The sequence below is a fragment of the Mesorhizobium sp. KACC 23794 genome (genome assembly GCF_052180275.1).
In the GTDB taxonomy this organism is placed as follows: domain Bacteria; phylum Pseudomonadota; class Alphaproteobacteria; order Rhizobiales; family Rhizobiaceae; genus Kumtagia.
In genome coordinates this window covers 3,148,295-3,167,009 of record NZ_CP197465.1, presented here as the reverse complement: position 1 = coordinate 3,167,009, position 18,715 = coordinate 3,148,295, and the positions used below count along the sequence as shown (strand labels likewise).

Here is an 18,715-nt window from a genome sequence, read left to right as displayed (position 1 = left end):
TCCCTACTCCGCCGCGACCAGCACCGGTTCGGCGCGGTGCGCGTTGCGGGTGAACTCGTCGATGCGCCGCTCGATCTCGGGCCGGAAGTTGCGGATCAGGCCCTGGATCGGCCAGGCAGCCGCGTCGCCCAGCGCGCAGATCGTGTGGCCCTCGATCTGCTTGGTGACGTCGAGCAGCATGTCGATCTCGCGCTTCTGCGCCTCGCCGCGAACCAGCCGCTCCATCACCCGCCACATCCAACCGGTGCCCTCGCGGCACGGCGTGCACTGGCCGCAGCTCTCGTGCTTGAAGAAATAGGCGAGCCGGGCGATGGCCTTCACGATATCCGTCGACTTGTCCATGACGATGACAGCCGCAGTGCCGAAGGACGACTTCTTCTCGCGCATGCCGTCGAAATCCATGATGGCATCGGCCATGTCCTCGCCCTTGATCACCGGGCAGGATGCACCACCCGGAATGACCGCAAGCAGATTGTCCCAGCCGCCGCGCACGCCGCCACCATGCTTTTCGACAAGTTCGCGGAAGGTGATGCCCATGGTCTCCTCGACCGTGCAGGGCGTGTTCACATGGCCGACCAGCATGAACAGCTTCGTGCCGACATTGTTCGGCCGGCCCATCGACGAGAACCATGCAGCGCCGCGCCGCAGGATCGTCGGCGCCACTGCGATCGACTCGACGTTGTTGACGGTCGTCGGGCAGCCGTAGAGGCCCATGTTGGCAGGGAAAGGCGGCTTCAGGCGCGGCTGGCCCTTCTTGCCTTCCAGGCTTTCCAGCAGCGCCGTCTCCTCGCCGCAGATATAGGCGCCTGCGCCGTGATGCACGTAAATCTCGAAATCGTAGCCGTTCTTGTTGTTCTTGCCGATCAGGCCGGCATCGTAGGCCTCGTCGATGGCGCGCTGCAGCGCCTCGCGCTCGCGGATGAACTCGCCGCGCACATAGATGTAGGCGGCGATTGCACCCATGGCGAAACCGGCCAGCAGGCAGCCCTCGACCAGCGTGTGCGGATCGTGGCGCAATATGTCGCGGTCCTTGCAGGTGCCCGGCTCCGACTCGTCTGCGTTGACGACAAGATAGCTCGGCCGGCCGTCGCTCTGCTTGGGCATGAACGACCATTTCAGCCCGGTGGGGAAACCCGCGCCGCCGCGCCCGCGCAGGCCGGACGCCTTCATCTCGTTGATGATCCAGTCGCGCCCCTTGGCGATGATGCCGTCCGTGCCGTCCCAGGCGCCGCGCGACATCGCACCCTTCAGCGAGCGGTCGAAACGGCCGTAGATATTGGTGAAGATTCGGTCTTTGTCCTGAAGCATTTCTCGTCCCTCAGACCGGCTTCTTGCCGAAGACGCGGATGTACTCGGCGACGCCGCCCTTTGCCAGCGCCTTCGCCTGCTTCACCCAGTCTTCGCGCTCGATGCGCCCGTGGAACGACAGATAGCCGTCGACCCACTCGCGCTCCGCCTTCTTCCAGCTTGCGACCTGCGCGAAAGTATAGATGCCGAGCGAATGCAGCGTGCCCTCGATCTTCGGGCCGACACCGGAGATCAGTTGAAGGTCGTCGACCGCAGCCGGCTTTTCAATGCCGGCCGGGCGGTTCTTGTCCTCCAGCGAAGGCTTGGCCGTTGCCGCCTTGGCATTCGGCGCGGCGCTTCCCTGCCTGGTCTCGGGCGCCTTGAAGGCAGTGGCGGGCTCGCTGCGCGGAGCGCGCGCCGTGCGCTGCTTTTCAGTCTTCTCCACCGCCGGCGATGCAAGGTTGGCATTGGCGGCCGAATGCGCGGGCGCGGCAACGCTGGCGGCCTTTTCGCCGTTGACGCTGGCCTTTTCCGGCGACGGCGATTTCACCGCGGCGCTGGTTTCCGGCGCGTCGGTTGCAGGCCTGGCCGCGTTGGAAGGCGGCACCGCCGCAGCATCCGCTGCCGGTTCCCCAGCCGCGGTCTCTGCTGCTTCCCGCGCCTCGCGGTCGCGGGTGGATTTCAGCACGACCACCTCGTCGCCCAGGCTGGTGAACCCCGAGATCGGCGCGGAATAGGTGCGCCTCACCTGCGGGCCGGGCGTCACCGCCTCGCCGGCCTCGAACGCATCGATGATCTCGGCCAGCCGCTCCGGCGTCAAGTCCTCGTAGGTGTCCTTGAACACCATGACCATCGGCGCATTCACGCAGGCGCCGAGGCACTCGACCTCTTCCCAGGACAGCGTACCGTTGTCGTTCACATGGAACTGGTCGTGATGGATCTTCGACCGGCAGACATCCATCAGCGCTTCCGAGCCGCGCAGCATGCAGGGCGTCGTGCCGCAGACCTGGATGTGGGCGCGGCTGCCAACAGGCTTCAACTGGAACTGCGTATAGAAAGTCGCGACTTCCAGCGCGCGGATATAGGGCATGCGCAGCATGTCCGCGACGTGCTCGATCGCCGCCTTGGTGACCCAGCCCTCCTGATCCTGCGCCAGCATCAGCAGCGGGATGATCGCCGACTGCTGGCGGCCTTCCGGGTATTTCCGGATCCAGGTGTTCGCCTCGGCCGCCATCGCCTCGTTGAAGGCGAAGGTAGCGGGCTGGACGGCTTGCTCGGCTAGTCTGCGAACGCTCATTGTCTTCCCTCGGCTCCCGCGTCGATGGGCGTCGATGTCGCAGCATCGAGCCTGCCCAGCCAGAACGCGCTGCCGCTCGCGATCATATCGTAACCGGTGCGGCGGGATTTCTTGATGGTATCGAGTTCGTCGACCGACCTCAGCTCGCGGATGCGCCCGTCGCCGAGCCAGAATACCCTCAGCTTCATGACATCCAGCACATGCCGGGTGGTCTCGTGTCGCGAATCCGAACCGTGCTCCTCATAGATGAACACGGTATCGCCGGAAAGCAGGCGCTGTGCGCCCGAGAAAGCGGGGATCTCCACGCCTTCCACATCGAGCTTGACGACGAAACGGCGGAGCCCCTGGAAATCCGGCAGGTCCGCAAGGTCGTCGACCGAGATCGTCTCGCAGTCGAGGATCGGCGTGGCGTCGGAGGACGGCGCGACGGTGGAACGCGCCTCGTGCTTGTGGCCGTAGATGCGCACGCGCTCGCCGCTGGTCGAACCGATCGCCCGGTTGAGCGCGGTGAAGCGCCCGGCGTTCAGAGCGCGGTTGTCGTCCAGATTGCGATAAGTGTCGGATGCCGCTTCCACCGCGACCGCCTTCTTCGCGCCGAACTGCTTGCCCGAAACCAGGATCGACCAGTAGCCATGATTGGCTCCGCCGTCGATGAAACCGTAGTCGACATCGCGCGAAGCGGTGAGCAGCGCCCGCACCGACCGTTCGTAGGCGTAGCGCGGCGACAGCAGCACCGACCAATACGTGTCGCAGTAGGACACCCGCATCCGGCTGTCCGGCGTCAGTTGAAACACCATCCGGCGCCGGCTCGGCAAAAGGCTGCGCGTGGCGCGCGCCACGTAGGAAATGCCGAAATTGCTGAACGGCTTCAGGAAGAACATGGCCGAGCGCAACACCAGGATCGCCGCGCGCTCGACGGCGGAAGCACCTTCCACCCGCCCGCTCGAAGCGTCGACCATGATGTCGGCAACGGCCTGTCCGCTCACCTGTCCACCTCGCCGAACACGATGTCGAGCGAGCCCAGGATGGCCGAGACGTCGGCCAGCATGTGGCCGCGGCAGAGGAAGTCCATCGCCTGCAGATGCGCGAAGCCGGGCGCGCGCAGCTTGCAGCGGTACGGCTTGTTGGTGCCGTCGGAGACGACGTAGACGCCGAACTCGCCCTTCGGCGCCTCGACGGCGGCATACACTTCGCCGGCCGGCACGTGGTAGCCTTCGGTGTAGAGCTTGAAGTGGTGGATCAGCGCTTCCATCGAGCGCTTCATCGCCGGCCGCTTCGGCGGCACGATCTTGCCATCCATGTTCGACACCGGCCCGCTGCTCTCCTTGCCGAGCAGCCGGTCGACGCACTGGCGCATGATTTTTGCCGACTGCCGCATCTCCTCCATGCGGATGAGGTAACGGTCAAAACAGTCGCCGTTCTTGCCGATCGGAATGTCGAATTCCATCTCCGGATAACATTCGTAGGGCTGGCTCTTGCGCAGGTCCCAGGCAGCACCCGAGCCGCGCACCATGACGCCCGAAAAACCCCAGGCCCAGGCATCGTCGAGCGAGACCACGCCGATATCGACGTTGCGCTGCTTGAAGATACGGTTGCCGGTGAGCAGGTCGTCAAGGTTCTTGACCGTCTGCAGGAACGGATCGATCCACTTGCCGATGTCCTCGACGAGCTTCTGCGGCAGATCCTGATGCACGCCGCCCGGCCGGAAATAGGCCGCATGCATGCGCGCGCCGCAGGCCCGCTCATAGAAAACCATGAGCTTTTCGCGCTCCTCGAAACCCCACAGCGGTGGGGTGAGCGCGCCGACATCCATGGCCTGCGTGGTGACGTTGAGCAGGTGCGACAGGATGCGGCCGATCTCGGAATAGAGCACGCGGATCAACTGGCCGCGGATCGGCACCTCGACGCCGAGCAGCCGCTCGACGGCAAGCGCGAAGGCGTGCTCCTGGTTCATCGGCGCGACATAGTCGAGCCGGTCAAAATACGGCACGGCCTGCAGATAGGTCTTTGCCTCGATCAGTTTCTCGGTACCGCGATGCAAAAGGCCGATATGCGGATCGACCCGGTCGACGACCTCGCCGTCCAGTTCCAGCACGAGACGCAGAACGCCATGTGCAGCAGGGTGTTGCGGCCCAAAATTGATGTTGAAGTTGCGGACGGAGGTTTCAGCCACGGAACGCTCCGCAGTGAATGGTGAATGGTGAATGGTGAATGGTCACTGCTGAGCCTCGCTTAGCGACCGTACGTACTGGACGAGTCGCCTTCCTAGTCGCTGGCACCGTGAAAACAAATCCTCGAACCGATCGGTTGGTAGGAGCCCCACCTGATTGGCCAAAATTGCGTGAGTCTCCAATTCCTTGAGCGATCCTTGAGCGATCCTCAAAAACTGAATGAATGTCCGCCGTTGCGCACGGCCGAATCCTTCCGCGATATTGGCTGGAATGGAGGACGCCGAACGTCTCATCTGAGAGGTCAAGCCAAACGCCTCTTCCCGAGGAAACTCTCGGGTGAGCAAATAGACCAGACGGGCGATTTCCATCGCCTCCTTCCAGACGATCAGATCGCGATAGTCGCGTATCTGGTCTGGCTTGTCGCCCATTCACCATTCACCATTCACCGTTCACTGCTTCGCCTTCTCATCACCCGGCAGCACGTAGTCCGTGCCTTCCCATGGCGACATGAAATCGAAATTGCGGAATTCCTGCTTGAGCTCCACCGGCTCGTAGACCACCCGCTTGGCTTCGTCGTCGTAGCGCACCTCGACGAAACCGGTCAGCGGAAAGTCCTTGCGCAGCGGGTGCCCCTCGAAACCGTAGTCTGTGAGGATGCGGCGCAGGTCCGGATGGTCGGAGAACAGGATGCCGTAGAGGTCGTAGGCCTCGCGCTCGAACCAGTCGGCGCCGGGATAGACGCTCGTGGCGGAGGGCACCATCGTGTCCTCGTCGGCCTGAAGCTTCACGCGGATGCGAATGTTCTGGCGCGGCGACAGGAGATGATAGACCACGTCGAAGCGTTTTGCCCGCGACGGATAGTCGGCGCCGCAGATGTCGATGAACGACACGAATTGGCACTGCACGTCGTTCTTCAGGAACGACAGCACGTCGACGATGTTAGCCGCCTCGACCGACAGCGTCAGTTCGCCATAAGCGACAACGGCCTTGTCCAGCCGCCCGCCAAGCTTTTCGGAGAGATAAGCCGAGAGATCGTTGAGGGCTTCGCTCACTTGTGAGCCTCCAAATACTCTATCTTGCGCTCCAAGATGGCAATCCGACCACGCAATTCGGCGACACGATCGATCTCGGCGAGATAGCCATCAGCAACAGACGCGCCGATGTCGATATCGGCGAGCTTCGTCAGCGCCCTCAAATAGGCGTCGGGGCGTAAATGCCTGCCCCCCAAATGACGAAGTTTTGCAGCGGTGGAGTTCGAGTTCAGATTCATTTTGCACGCCCCAGGCTCTCGACCTTCTTTTCGAGAGCCTCGATCCGCTCCTCATATTCTCCGATGAGCATCCGGCTCAGCACGGTCTCGCCAGCCATCGCCAGCCGCAGATTCTTTTGACCCGCTTCAAGCTTGGAGAACCGTTCGTCGCTCTCCTTGCGAAACGCGGAGAGGTCCGCCTGAATTTCGCGAAGGAGATGAACAACGAGGTCCTTAGGTTCAGCCATCACGTCACCGTTCGATCGTGCCGGTGCGGCGAATCTTCTTCTGCAGCAGCAGGATGCCGTAGAGCAGGGCTTCCGCCGTCGGCGGACAGCCCGGCACATAGATGTCGACCGGCACCACGCGGTCGCAGCCGCGCACCACCGAATAGGAATAGTGGTAATAGCCGCCGCCATTGGCGCAGGAGCCCATGGAGATGACGTAGCGCGGCTCGGGCATCTGGTCGTAGACCTTGCGCAACGCCGGGGCCATCTTGTTGGTCAGCGTGCCGGCGACGATCATCACGTCCGACTGGCGCGGCGAGGCGCGCGGCGCGATGCCGAAGCGCTCGGCATCGTAGCGCGGCATCGAGATGTGCATCATCTCGACAGCGCAGCACGCGAGACCAAAGGTCATCCACATCAGCGAGCCGGTTCGCGCCCAGGTGATCAGCGCCTCGGACGAGGTGACGATAAAACCCTTGTCGGAAAGCTCGTTGTTGAGCTCGCCGAAGAAAGCGTCATCCGAGCCGATCGGCTTGCCGGTGTTCGGATCGATGATGCCCTTCGGCCTCGGCGCAACGAGCGTGGCGGAAGCGTCGTTCAATCCCATTCCAACGCTCCTTTTTTCCACTCGTAGACGAAGCCGATGGTCAACACGGCGAGGAAGATCATCATCGACCAGAAGCCGAGCATGCCGATCTGGCCGAACGACACCGCCCACGGGAACAGGAAGGCGACTTCAAGGTCGAAGATGATGAACAGGATGGAGACGAGGTAGAAGCGGATGTCGAACTTCATGCGCGCATCGTCGAACGAATTGAACCCGCACTCATAGGCCGAAAGCTTTTCCGGATCGGGATTGCGGTGGGCGACCAGATAGGGCGCAACCACCAGCGCGACGGGAATAGCGATCGACACGGCGAGAAATATCACGACGGGGAGATATGAGCTGAGTAGCCCGTCCATGCTCCGGCCTTCCGTTTGCGATCCTGACTGGTCCGATCATAGCACGGAACGGGAGGCTGGGACCGCGACAGTCTGACCCGTTCGGCCAGTGCCCGAAACCTTGCTGCGATGCGGCGAGGGTTAGCGCAGGCGCTGGGGCGAAGCAAGCCGAACCTTGGCGAATTCGCGGCATGTATCAACCACATATGCTGTCAGGATGATGACGCGGGCCAGTGGACGAGTGCCCGGCACCCCGTCCATATGGTGCAGCGCCAGAAAATGCTCCGACAAACACCAACAAACACCGCCGGAATGCAGATGAAGGAAAAGATCTCGCTCGCCCTTGCCCGCCGCATCGCCATCGCCGCGCAGGGCCTTGCCGATCCGCGCCCGGACGGGCCGATCACGCGCCGGCATCTGGCGAAAACGCTCGACCGGCTGGGCCTGCTGCAGATCGACTCCGTCAGCGCCGTGGTGCGCGCCCATTACATGCCCCTGTTCTCGCGGCTTGGCCCCTACCCGATGTCGCTGCTGGACGATGCCGCCGCGCCGGGGAAAAAACGCGCGCTGTTCGAATACTGGGCGCACGAGGCCTCGCTGCTGCCGCTGGAAAGCTGGCCGCTGATGCGCTGGCGCATGGAGCGCGCGAGCCGCGACGAGGAGATGTATCTTGGCCTCGCCAGATGGGCCGGGTCCAATCGCGGCCTGATCGATGCCATCCACAAGCGCATCGCCGACGACGGCCCGATCGCCGCCTCCGACATAGACGGCGCCAAGGGCAAGGGCGGCTGGTGGGGTTGGAGCGACGAGAAGCATGCCTTCGAATGGCTGTTCTGGGCCGGCAAGGTGACGACCGCCTCGCGCCGTGGTTTCGAGCGGCTCTACGACCTGCCGGAGCGCGTGCTGCCCAGGGAAATCTTCGATCGGCCCGACGTCCCGGCCGCCGACGCGCATCGGCAACTGTTGCTGATGTCCGCCCGTGCGCTCGGCATCGCCACCTATTCCGACCTGCGCGACTATTTTCGCCTGTCGCCGGCCGACATGAAAGGTCGCTTGGAGGAACTGGTCGAATCGGGCGACCTGCTGCCGGTCTCGGTCGAGGGCTGGAAAAACCAGGCCTATCTGTTCACCGGCGCACGGCTGCCACGAAAAGTCGAGGCGCGCGCGCTGCTGGCGCCGTTCGATCCGCTCGTATGGGAGCGCGCCCGCTCCGAGCGGCTGTTCGACTTCCACTATCGCATCGAGATCTATACGCCGGCCGAAAAGCGGCAGTTCGGTTATTACGTGCTGCCCTTCCTGCTCGGGGACACCATTGTCGGGCGTGTCGACATGAAGGCCGACCGCCCTGCCGGCGTGTTGCGTGTGCTCGCCGCCTATGCCCAGCCCGGCGCACCGCCGCATACGGCTGCCGAACTCGCTGCCGAGATCGAGCTTATGCGCGGCTGGCTCGGCCTGGAGCGGATCGAAGTTACCCCTGCCGGCGATCTAGGCCCGGCGCTGGCCGATACTCTGCCCGGTTCCGGCGCGTTGACAGGCTCCGTGGCCGGGGCGTAAACCGCATGTGACGGTCCCGACCGGCGGATGCCGGGGACAGTTTACTTTTTTCCGCTCGCGCCAACCTTGAAGCGTTGCGACGATCCTGCGGAAAGAAAGTAAACTGTTCCTTGCGCTTCGCTGGAAGGGCTAAGAGGGAATACGGTGCGGGTTTCGCCCAAATCCGTAGCTGTCCCCGCAACTGTAGGCGGTCAGCCCGCGCCGAAGGCCACTGGAGAAATCCGGGAAGGCGGCGTCAGGCGGAAGAGCCGTGAGCCAGGAGACCTGCCGTCATCAGATCAATCCGACTGTCCGGCGGGTGACCCGGGCAAGGAGTATCGTTTGGACCAAACCGCCTTCTCCGCGGCGACGACTGCCGAGCCATCCGCCGACACCGGCGTGACGCTGGTCGTCTGCTCGTCCTGCCGTGACGAGACCGGCTCGGACGTCCGCCCCCGTCCCGGCGAAATTCTCGGCGACCGGGTGCGCGAGATGGCGCGGGGTGCCGGCGTCGCCGTCCGCCAGATCGAATGCCTCGGCAATTGCAAACGCCGCCTCAGCGCCGTCATGCTGCGCGAAAACTGCTGGAGCTACGTCTTCGGCGACCTCAGCGTCGACAACGGTCCGGACCTGATCGCCGGCGCAAAACTGTTTGCCGCGTCGCAGGACGGCCTGCTTCCCTGGCGCGGCCGCCCCGACTGTCTCAAGCGCGGGCTCGTCGCCCGCATCCCGCCCGCTTCCCTGCTGAAGGATTTTTCATGACCGCCTTGCTTGCCAGGACCCCCTGCACCGTCGTCACCGGCTTCCTCGGCGCCGGCAAGACGACGATGATCCGCCACATCCTGGAGAACGCCGGCGGACGGCGACTGGCGCTGATCGTCAACGAATTCGGCGACATCGGCATCGACGGCGAGATCTTGAAGGGCTGCGGCGTCGAGGCGTGTCCGGAGGAGAACATCATCGAACTGGCCAACGGCTGCCTGTGCTGCACGGTCGCCGACGATTTCGTGCCGGCGCTGGACAAGATCCTCGCCATGGAGCCGAAGGTCGACCACATCATCATCGAGACTTCCGGGCTCGCTCTGCCGAAGCCGCTGGTGCAGGCGTTCCAGTGGCCGAGCGTCAAGAGCCGCGTGACGGTGGACGGCGTGATCGCGGTCGTCGACGGTCCGGCACTTGCAGCCGGAAAAGTCGCCAACGACATGGACGCGCTCGCCGCCCAGCGTGCCGCCGACTCCACGCTCGACCACGACGATCCGGTCGAGGAAGTTTTTGAGGATCAGTTGGCTTGCGCCGATCTGGTGATTCTTTCGAAGAGCGACCTCATGAATGCAGAGGCGGCTGGCAAGGCAAACGGACTGATTGCCGAGCATCTTTCCCGCGCCGTGAAAATCGTGCCGACGGCACAGGGCCGCGTCGACCCTTCCGTGCTGCTCGGGCTTGGGCTGGCTGTCGAGGACGACATCGAGAACAGGAAAACCCACCACGACGACGAACTCGACCACGAGCACGACGATTTCGATTCCTTCATCGTCGAACTGCCGAACATCACCGATGCCGAGCAGCTCGCCGGCCGCATCTCGGCCGCCGCCGAAAGCGAGAACGTGCTGCGCATGAAGGGTTTCATCCAGGTCGAGGGCAAGCCGATGCGGCTGCTGGTGCAAGCCGTCGGCCCGCGCGTCAATCATTACTACGACCGCGCCTGGACGACCGCCGACGACCGCCGTTCGCGGCTGGTGGTGATCGGGCTAAAAGGGCTCGATCGGGGGAAAGTGGAACGGATTTTGCTGGGATAGCCGATCGGAATTCAATGAAGCGCTTGCGCCCTACGTTGCCCCCCTCTGTCCTGCCGGACATCTCCCCCGCTTGGGAGGAGATTGCCCCGGCCGCTTTGGCTTCGCCAATCGCCACCCTTGCAGGAAGGTCTGTGTCGCCGAAACTGCCGATCTCCCCCCAAGCGGGGGAGATGTCCGGCAGGACAGAGGGGGGCGACGTAGAGCGCAGCAAACTTCCGAACTTCCAGCACTAGGCAGGATCATGCACATCCTGCCCACGACATCCGCCTCGCTCGACGATCTGGTCGAGCCGGTCGACCTGGCGCAATCGCCGGCCGATGTCGTGGCGCTCTCCTTCACCGACAGCGACCTTGCCGCACTCGCTTCCGCCTGGCGGCGCGGCGGCGAAAACCTGCCGTCGATGCGGCTGGCGGCGCTGCGGGACCTGCGCCATCCGATGTCGGTCGACCTCTGGCTGGACAAGGTCGCGGCACACGCCAAGGTAATCCTCGTGCGCATCCTCGGCGGCTACGACTGGTGGCGCTACGGCTGCGACCAACTTGCCGCACTCGCCCGCGCAAAAAACATCCGGCTGGTGATGCTGCCCGGCGAATGCCGGGAACAGGACGAGCGGCTGGTCGAATGCTCGACCTTGTCTCGGCCGGAACTCGACGACCTGCTGGCCTTCTTCCGCGAAGGCGGGCCGAGCAATATGGACGCGCTCGCCGGGCGACTTGCGGGACTGGCGCGGGGCGAAGACAGGGCATCGGCATCGCTGTCCCCGGTCCCGAAAGCTGGGTTCTACTGTCCTAAGCGGGAGATCGTCAGGCGCGGCGTTCTCTCCCCCCTTGAGGGGGAGATGTCGGCGAAGCCGATAGAGGGGGTTGGTCAAGGAAGCGCTCGGCATAAGTGGCACAAGAGGACATCGAGCACTGCGGAGGCGACCCCACCCGGCCCTTCGGGCCACCCTCCCCTCAAAGGGGAGGGGAAAGCCGCACCCGTCGTCCCCATCCTCTTCTACCGCTCCATGCTGCTCGCCGACGACGTCGCGCCGATCGACGCGCTCTGCGAAGCCCTTGAGGCACAGAACATCCATCCGGTTCCGATCTTCGTCTCCAGCCTCAAGGACAAAGACTCGCTCGCCTTCGTCGAGGCAGTCATCGCCGACCTGAATCCCGCCGCCATCATCACCGCCACCGCCTTCGCCACCGGAGCGGAGCCGGGCGCCGAGACGGTGTTCGACCGTGCCGGCGTTCCGGTGTTCCAAGTCATCGTGGCGACGACGCGCCGCGAGGCGTGGGAGAAGAACCCGCGCGGCCTGGCGCCGGCCGACCTTGCCATGCATGTCGTCATGCCCGAACTCGACGGCCGCATCCTCGCCGGCGCGATTTCGTTCAAGGCGCAAAGTGCCGCCGACCAGGCGCTCGGTTTCACCGCGCAAATCAACGGCCCGGAGCCGGATCGCATAAAACAGGTCGCGGCGCGCATCGCCGCGTTCCTGCGGATGGCCACCACGCCGCGTGATGAAAGGCGGTTGGCAATACTCCTCCCCGATTATCCGTCCGCGCCGGGCCGCACCGGCTACGCGGTCGGGCTGGACGTGCCGGCCAGCGTGCTCGCCATGCTGCACGACCTGAAGAACGCCGGATATTATGTTGATTCGATCCCCGAATCATCGCGCGCATTGCTGGATTTGCTGGAACGCCCGGGCCAAGGGCTGGAACTGGAAGACTATCGGAGGATGGTGGCCGGTTTGCCGGTCGAGGCGATGGCTGTGGTCGAGGCAGCATGGGGCGATGCGGCTGAAGATGCTGCGCCCTCACCCTCCCCTTTGTGGGGAGGGTCGCCCGCAGGGCGGGGTGGGGGTTTCGGGGGCTGGAGCTTGTCCGTACCCCCACCCCGACCCGCCATGCGGGTCGACCCTCCCCACAATGGGGAGAGTAACACCGCACTGTTCCCATTCCGCGCCGCCACCTTCGGCAACATCACTGTCGCGCTGGCCCCCGACCGCGGCCGCTCCGCCGACCGCCGCGCCGACTATCATGACGCCGCGCTGCCGCCGCGCCACGCGCTGATCGCCTTCGGCCTGTGGCTGCGCGAAACGCTCGGCGTCCATGCGCTCATCCATGTCGGCGCCCACGGCACGCTGGAATGGCTGCCGGGCAAGACCGTGGCGCTGAGCCGAAACTGCTTCCCCGAGATCGTCACGGGCGCCCTGCCCGTCATCTACCCCTTCATCGTCAGCAATCCCGGCGAGGCGGCGCAGGCGAAGCGCCGCATCGCGGCGATCACGCTCGGCCATCTGCCACCGCCGATGACCAGCGCGGGCCTCGACGAGGACAAGCAGAAGCTGGAACGGCTGGTCGACGAATATGCACAGGCCGACGGGCTCGACCGTCGTCGCCGCGACAGGCTGGCAAGACTGATCGTCGAGACGGCGGCGAAATCCGGCCTCGCCGCCGAGGCCGGCGTGGCCAACACCGACGCGCCGGACGAGGCTCTGCGCCGCATTGATGCCTGGCTCTGCGACCTCAAGGATTTTGCCGTCAAGGACGGGCTGCACATCTATGGCCGCGCCGCGCCGGGCGAAGCGGACCCGCTGCGCCTCGCCAGCGCCGAGGCGGAGCGGAAAACGCTGCTGGGCGCACTCGACGGCCGCCATGTCCGCGCCGGGCCGGCCGGCGCGCCCGCGCGCGGCCGCACCGACGTGCTCCCAACCGGCCGCAACCTGTTCACTGCCGATCCTCGCGCCATGCCGACGCCAACAGCCTTCGATCTCGGCAAGGCCGCCGCCGAGGAAGTCCTGCGCCGCTACTTGCAGGACCATGGCGACTGGCCACGCTCGCTGGTCATCGACCTGTGGGGCAGCGCCTCGCTGCGCACCGGCGGCGAGGAGATCGCCCAGGGCCTTGCGCTGATGGGCTGCCGCCCGCAATGGGATGCAGCCACGGGCCGGGTGACCGGCATCGAGGTCCTGCCGCAGGCGCTGCTCGGCCGTCCGCGCATCGACGTGACGTGGCGGATTTCCGGCCTGTTCCGCGACATGTTCCCGACGCAGATCGCGCTGATGGACGCCGGCGCGCGCGCCGTCGCCACCTGTAACGAGGATGACGCCGACAATCCGCTGGCCGCCGAGGCGCGCGCCGCCGGATCGACGCCGGCGCGCATCTTCGGCTCATCGCCGGGCACCTACGGCGCCGGCGTCGAGGACGTCTTGGCACGTGGCGAGTGGAGCACCAGAGAAGAGATCGGAAACGCCTATCTCGACGCTGCTTCCCATGTCTACGGTGGCGCAGAGGGAGAAGGCATAGCGGCGCCGGGCGCCTTTGCCGGCCGCATCGCCGAGGCCGACCTTCTGATCCACACCGGCGACGACCCTACACGCGACATCCTCGAAGGCTCGGCCGACGTGGCCTTCATCGGCGGTTTTACGGCAGCGCTCGCCGCGCTCGGAAGGAATGCTGACGTGATCGTGCTGGACACGACCGACCCGGTAAGACCGCGCCCGCGCTCGGTGACGGAAGCGGTGACGCGGGTCGTGCGGGCGCGCTCCACCAATCCCGTCTTCATTGAAGGCCAGATGCGGCACGGGCCGCGCGGCGCTTCGGAATTCGCCGAGACGGTCGACCGGCTCGTCGGCTTCGCCGAGACGACGAACGCCATACCCGGAGCGCTGATCGAGGCCGTTCATGACGCGTATCTCGGCGACCCGCGCGTCCGCGATTTCCTGCTGCGCGAAAATCCTGCCGCCGCCCGTTTCATCGCCGAGCGTTTTGCCGCCGCGCGTCGCCGCGGCCTGTGGCACCCGCTACGCAACGCGGTCGACGGCGATCTTGCGGCCCTGATCGCGGAAGCCTCCGACTCGCTGATCGTGCATGCCTCCGAGCCGCAGGCCGCCGAATGAACGCCCCGCTCAGACGGGGTGCCTGTCCGGCGCTTTCGGCGCCGATGCCGACCGGCGACGGCCTGCTCATTCGGCTCTCGCCTGTTTCCGGAGGATTTTCACCGAAGCAGTTGATCGGACTCTGCGAATCGGCGGCGCGTCACGGCAACGGCATCGTCGAGGTGACAGCGCGCGGCAGTTGCCAGTTCCGTGGATTTTCGGCCATGTCGGCCAACCGCTTCGCCGGGGATGTCGATGCGCTGGCGATAGACGTCCGCACCGGCGTACCAGTGGAGATCAGCCCGCTGGCCGGCATGGACCCCTCCGAAATCGGCGACGCAGCGGGTCTGGCGGAGCGCATCCGGCAAGGCATCCTGGCCGCAGGGCTCGAAGGCCGGCTGGGGCCGAAAGTGTCGATGGTGGTCGACGGTGGCGGCCAGGTTTCGCTGGATTCGGTGGCGGCCGATGTCCGGCTGGCCGCCGGTCGTCGCGACGGCACAGTGCTTTGGTGCCTGGCGATTGCAGGCGATGCGGAGACATCGACGCAGCTCAGCTGGTACGATGACGCTGGAGCGGTCCAGGGTGCGATATCGGTTCTCGGTAGAATTGCGGAGGGAGGCCGCGAGGCACGAGCAAGGGATTTCTTCGAAACGGATTGGACGAATCTACTCGCTCTGCGCCGCCCCTCATCCCCCTGCCGGGACCTTCTCCCCGCGAACAACGGGGAGAAGGTGGCTGGCCGCAACGACGCCACTTCTCCCTTCTCCCCGTCCTTCACGGGGAGAAGGTGCCGGCAGGCGGATGAGGGGCGGCTCGGATCGATCCGTACTGCCTTGCTGAGCCTTGTAGGCAACCAATACGCCCTCCCCATCGCCCTATCCTTCGGCCACATCGACGCTGCGGTCCTGATCGACCTCGTCCGGACAGCCGAAGCCCTCGGCATCACCGATTTTCGGCCCGCGCCGCATCGTTGCCTGCTGCCGGTCTGCCCATCCCTCGAAGCCGCGCAGGCGTTGCGCGAACACGCCCAAAAACTCGGCTTCGTCACCGATCCCTCCGATATCCGCAAGACTATCGCCGCCTGCCCCGGGGCGCCGGCCTGCGCATCGGGAACCATCGCCGCGCGCACCATCGCAGAAGAGGTGGCTAGGACACTTGGCACGCACGACGCGCACAATCTCTCCATCCATATCTCCGGCTGCGAAAAAGGCTGTGCCCGGCAGGCCCCGACAGACATCACCATCATCGGCGGCGAAAAAGGCGCGGGGCTTGTCGTCCACGGAACAACCAGGACACGCCCCCTCGCCTACAGGTCGGCTGGCGGACTGCCCGAGGCAATAGCGGCGGTCGCAGCGAAGCTTGACGCGGCGCAGCCGTCGGATTCCGCAAAGGCCGCCGGCAGGACGACAAAAACCCTTTCGCCGGCACAACTGGCATGCTTGAAGGCCGCATTCGAACAGGACGGACCATGACGGCATACGACTACATCCGCGACGGCGACGCCATCTACGAAAGATCCTTCGCGATCATCCGCGCCGAGGCAGACCTTTCGCGCTTCTCGGAGGCGGAGGCTGATGTCGCGATCCGCATGGTCCATGCCTGCGGCGAGGTCGAGGCGACCCGGCATTTCGAATTCTCGGACGATTTCGTCGGGGCGGCGCGGACGGCGCTGAGCGCGGGCGCGCCGATCCTTTGCGATGCCGAGATGGTCGCGCATGGCGTCACCCGCGCCCGCCTGCCGGCCGGCAACGAGGTGGTCTGCACGCTGCGCGACCCGCGCACCCCAGCGTTGGCGAAGGAGATCGGCAACACCCGCTCGGCCGCTGCGATAAAACTCTGGGGCGAGCGCATGGCGGGCTCGGTCGTCGCCATAGGCAACGCGCCTACCGCCTTGTTCTATCTGCTGGAACTGCTGCGCGACGGCGCACCGAAACCGGCGGCGATCATCGGCATGCCGGTCGGTTTCGTCGGCGCCGCCGAATCGAAGGATGCGCTGGCGGAGAATTCGTACGGCGTGCCCTACGCCATCGTGCGCGGGCGGCTGGGCGGCAGCGCCATGACCGCCGCATGCCTGAACGCCCTGGCGAGGGCCGGCCTGTGACTGCAATGCAGAAAGGCCGGCTGATCGGCGTCGGCACCGGGCCGGGCGACCCGGAACTGCTAACGCTGAAGGCGGTGCGGGCGCTGGGCGAGGCCGACGTGCTGGCGCATTTCGCCAAGCGCGGCAACAACGGCAACGCGCGCGCCATCGTCGAGGGCCGCCTGAAGCCGGACATCATCGAACTGCCGCTGCACTATCCGGTCACCACCGAGATCGCCAGGGACCACGGCGACTACAAGGCGCAGATTCTTGCATTTTACGAGGAGTCCGCGGCGGCTGTTGCGCGCCATCTCGACGCTGGCCGCACCGTGGCGGTGCTGAGCGAGGGCGATCCGCTTTTCTATGGCTCCTACATGCACCTGCATGTGCGGCTGGCGCATCTTTATCCAACCGAGGTCGTTCCCGGCGTCACCGCCATGTCCGGCTGCTGGTCGGCCACCGGCCAGCCCATCGTCCAGGGTGACGACGTGCTCACCGTGTTGCCCGGGACAATGAGCGAATTCGAACTGGCGCGCCGTCTTGCCGACACCGACGCGGCAGTGATCATGAAGGTCGGTCGCAACCTGCCGAAGATCCGGCGCGCGCTGGAATCCACCGGCAGACTCGAGCGCGCCTTTTATGTCGAGCGCGGCACGATGGCCAACGGGGCGACCATGCGGCTCGCCGACAAGGCCGACGACATGGCGCCGTATTTCTCGATCGTACTCGTTCCCGGCTGGCTCGGCCGCCCCGGCAGCGTGACGGCTTCCGGAGTGGTGCTGTGAGCGGGAAGCTGTTCGTCATCGGGCTTGGGCCGGGCAATCCCGACCAGGTGACGCCGCGGGCAAGCGCGGCGGTGGTCGCGGCGAAATTCTTCTACGGTTACAAGCCTTATCTCGACCGCCTGCACCTGAGACTCGATCAGACGGCGGTATCTTCCGACAATCGTGAGGAAATTTCCCGCGCAGGGGCCGCGCTCGCCAAGGCGGCGGAAGGCGAAGCGGTCGCCGTCGTCTCCGGCGGCGATCCGGGCGTGTTCGCCATGGCGGCCGCGGTCTGCGAGGCGATCGAAGCCGGGCCAGAGACCTGGCGGAATATCGACGTCGAGATCGTGCCTGGCGTGACGGCGATGCTGGCGGTCGCGGCCCGCATCGGCGCGCCGCTCGGCCATGACTTTTGCGCGATCTCGCTCTCGGACAATCTAAAGCCGTGGGAAGTGATCGAACGGCGGCTGGCCGCAGCCGCCGAGGCCGGCTTCGTCATCGCCCTCTACAACCCGATCAGCAAGGCGCGGCCCTGGCAACTCGGCAAGGCCTTTGCGCACCTGCGCAAAACCTTGCCCGCTGAAACCATTGTGATTTTCGGACGCGCCGCCGGACGGCCGGAGGAGCGTATCGAGACGTTCACGCTGGGCGACGTCGATGCCGAAAAAGCCGACATGGCGACCTGCGTCATCATCGGCTCGACGGAAACGCGGGCTATTCCGCGCGGCGACCGGCCGCCGCTGATCTACACCCCGCGTTCGCTGGCCAGCCAATGATCGATCGCGGCAATCGTTGCTTCGACGGTGTCGGCCGCGGGGACTTCCGGCAGCGCCGGTCGGCGGAACAGGATGACCTCGATGCCGAGCGCGCGTGCGGCGACGATCTTGCCGTAAGTGGCTGTTCCGCCGCTGTTTTTTGCGACGACAGCGTCTATTCGATTGTCGACCAGCAGGGCCTTTTCCGCCTCCAGGGCGAACGGCCCGCGCGCCAGAATGTAGGTCGCATCGGGCACGCCGAGCGGCGGCTCGATCGGGTCGACGCTGCGGATCAGATAGGAATGCTGGGGGGCGGCCTCGAAGGGGCCAAGTTCCTGCCGGCCGAGCGCCAGAAATACTTTTCGCGAATGGCTTCCGAGCGCGGCGACGGCGGCTTCGGCGTCAGCCACCAGCGTCCAGCGGTCGTAGGGCTGGCGCGGCCAGGGCGGGCGGCGAAGCGCAAAAATCTTGACGCCGGTCTGCTCGGCAGCCTGCGCGGCATTCGCGGAAATCCGCGCCGCATAGGGATGCGTCGCGTCGATCAGCAAGGAAATCTCCTGTTCCTTCAGATAGTTGGCAAGGCCCTCGGCGCCGCCGAAACCGCCGCTGCGCACCGGCACGGGATGTCCGATCGGGTTGGCCGTGCGGCCAGCCAGAGACAGCGTAACGGTGAATTCGACGCGGCCGGCGAGCCGTTCGGCAAGCTGCCGGGCGTCGGTGGTACCGCCGAGAATCAGAACACGGTGGGTCAT

At 65.5% G+C, this 18,715-nt stretch carries 19 protein-coding genes and 1 riboswitch; of the genes, 8 read left to right on the top strand and 11 right to left on the bottom strand.

Annotation, left to right across the window (positions count from 1 at the left end; genetic code table 11):
• Positions 1-3: 3 nt before the first annotated feature.
• Genes nuoF through ACSBOB_RS15415 form a run of 10 tightly spaced genes read right to left on the bottom strand, consistent with a single transcriptional unit; the run spans position 4 to position 7,194 of the window.
• Complete coding sequence (gene nuoF / locus ACSBOB_RS15460) at positions 4-1,308, bottom strand: NADH-quinone oxidoreductase subunit NuoF (RefSeq protein ID WP_442583268.1); 1,305 nt, start codon at positions 1,306-1,308, stop codon at positions 4-6.
• Between the two features lie 10 nt (positions 1,309-1,318).
• Positions 1,319-2,584, bottom strand: coding sequence for an NADH-quinone oxidoreductase subunit E (locus ACSBOB_RS15455; RefSeq protein ID WP_442583267.1), 1,266 nt, complete (start codon positions 2,582-2,584; stop codon positions 1,319-1,321).
• A complete protein-coding gene (locus tag ACSBOB_RS15450; RefSeq protein ID WP_442583266.1) occupies positions 2,581-3,570 on the bottom strand; it encodes an FkbM family methyltransferase in 990 nt (329 codons plus the stop codon). The genes ACSBOB_RS15455 and ACSBOB_RS15450 overlap by 4 nt, the downstream gene beginning before the upstream one ends.
• Positions 3,567-4,757, bottom strand: coding sequence for an NADH-quinone oxidoreductase subunit D (locus tag ACSBOB_RS15445; protein ID WP_442583265.1), 1,191 nt, complete (start codon positions 4,755-4,757; stop codon positions 3,567-3,569). Before ACSBOB_RS15445 ends, ACSBOB_RS15450 begins: the two co-directional genes overlap by 4 nt.
• Before the next feature lie 42 nt (positions 4,758-4,799).
• Positions 4,800-5,183, bottom strand: coding sequence for a four helix bundle protein (locus tag ACSBOB_RS15440; RefSeq protein WP_442583264.1), 384 nt, complete (start codon positions 5,181-5,183; stop codon positions 4,800-4,802).
• A gap of 21 nt (positions 5,184-5,204) precedes the next feature.
• Positions 5,205-5,807, bottom strand: a complete 603-nt coding sequence (locus ACSBOB_RS15435; protein ID WP_442583263.1) for an NADH-quinone oxidoreductase subunit C — start codon at positions 5,805-5,807, stop codon at positions 5,205-5,207.
• Positions 5,804-6,025, bottom strand: coding sequence for a hypothetical protein (locus ACSBOB_RS15430; protein WP_442583262.1), 222 nt, complete (start codon positions 6,023-6,025; stop codon positions 5,804-5,806). The genes ACSBOB_RS15435 and ACSBOB_RS15430 overlap by 4 nt, the downstream gene beginning before the upstream one ends.
• Positions 6,022-6,252 (bottom strand): hypothetical protein, encoded by a 231-nt coding sequence (locus ACSBOB_RS15425; protein ID WP_442583261.1) that lies wholly within the window; start codon positions 6,250-6,252, stop codon positions 6,022-6,024. Before ACSBOB_RS15425 ends, ACSBOB_RS15430 begins: the two co-directional genes overlap by 4 nt.
• Before the next feature lie 4 nt (positions 6,253-6,256).
• Entirely contained in the window at positions 6,257-6,838 is a 582-nt protein-coding gene (locus ACSBOB_RS15420) for a NuoB/complex I 20 kDa subunit family protein (RefSeq protein WP_442583260.1), read from the bottom strand.
• Positions 6,829-7,194: an NADH-quinone oxidoreductase subunit A gene (locus ACSBOB_RS15415; RefSeq protein ID WP_349006576.1), complete on the bottom strand. Its 366-nt coding sequence runs from the start codon at positions 7,192-7,194 to the stop codon at positions 6,829-6,831. The genes ACSBOB_RS15420 and ACSBOB_RS15415 overlap by 10 nt, the downstream gene beginning before the upstream one ends.
• 297 nt (positions 7,195-7,491) lie before the next feature.
• On the opposite strand from ACSBOB_RS15415, the gene ACSBOB_RS15410 reads away from it, so the two are divergent.
• The 8 genes from ACSBOB_RS15410 (at position 7,492) to ACSBOB_RS15375 (ending at position 17,984) form a co-directional block, all read left to right on the top strand.
• Complete coding sequence (locus ACSBOB_RS15410) at positions 7,492-8,727, top strand: winged helix-turn-helix domain-containing protein (RefSeq protein WP_442583259.1); 1,236 nt, start codon at positions 7,492-7,494, stop codon at positions 8,725-8,727.
• 88 nt (positions 8,728-8,815) lie between these two features.
• Positions 8,816-9,013: riboswitch (cobalamin riboswitch) on the top strand.
• Positions 9,014-9,048: 35 nt separating this feature from the next.
• Positions 9,049-9,468: a DUF1636 family protein gene (locus tag ACSBOB_RS15405; RefSeq protein ID WP_442583258.1), complete on the top strand. Its 420-nt coding sequence runs from the start codon at positions 9,049-9,051 to the stop codon at positions 9,466-9,468.
• On the top strand, positions 9,465-10,502 hold the full coding sequence (gene cobW / locus ACSBOB_RS15400; protein WP_442583257.1) for a cobalamin biosynthesis protein CobW: 1,038 nt from the start codon (positions 9,465-9,467) through the stop codon (positions 10,500-10,502). Before ACSBOB_RS15405 ends, cobW begins: the two co-directional genes overlap by 4 nt.
• Positions 10,503-10,743: 241 nt before the next feature.
• The gene (cobN, locus tag ACSBOB_RS15395) at positions 10,744-14,385 is read left to right on the top strand and encodes a cobaltochelatase subunit CobN (RefSeq protein WP_442583256.1); all 3,642 of its coding nucleotides are present in this window, start codon (positions 10,744-10,746) and stop codon (positions 14,383-14,385) included.
• Positions 14,382-15,836 carry a precorrin-3B synthase gene (gene cobG / locus ACSBOB_RS15390; protein ID WP_442583255.1) on the top strand — a complete coding sequence of 485 codons (1,455 nt, stop codon included), beginning with the start codon at positions 14,382-14,384 and terminating at the stop codon, positions 15,834-15,836. Before cobN ends, cobG begins: the two co-directional genes overlap by 4 nt.
• A complete protein-coding gene (locus ACSBOB_RS15385; RefSeq protein ID WP_442583254.1) occupies positions 15,833-16,465 on the top strand; it encodes a precorrin-8X methylmutase in 633 nt (210 codons plus the stop codon). The genes cobG and ACSBOB_RS15385 overlap by 4 nt, the downstream gene beginning before the upstream one ends.
• A complete protein-coding gene (locus ACSBOB_RS15380; RefSeq protein WP_442583253.1) occupies positions 16,462-17,229 on the top strand; it encodes a precorrin-2 C(20)-methyltransferase in 768 nt (255 codons plus the stop codon). Before ACSBOB_RS15385 ends, ACSBOB_RS15380 begins: the two co-directional genes overlap by 4 nt.
• Entirely contained in the window at positions 17,226-17,984 is a 759-nt protein-coding gene (locus ACSBOB_RS15375) for a precorrin-3B C(17)-methyltransferase (RefSeq protein ID WP_442583252.1), read from the top strand. The genes ACSBOB_RS15380 and ACSBOB_RS15375 overlap by 4 nt, the downstream gene beginning before the upstream one ends.
• Here ACSBOB_RS15375 and ACSBOB_RS15370 read toward each other — a convergent pair.
• Positions 17,954-18,715, bottom strand: coding sequence for a cobalt-precorrin-6A reductase (locus ACSBOB_RS15370; protein ID WP_442583251.1), 762 nt, complete (start codon positions 18,713-18,715; stop codon positions 17,954-17,956). The two genes, ACSBOB_RS15375 and ACSBOB_RS15370, sit on opposite strands and share 31 nt — an antisense overlap.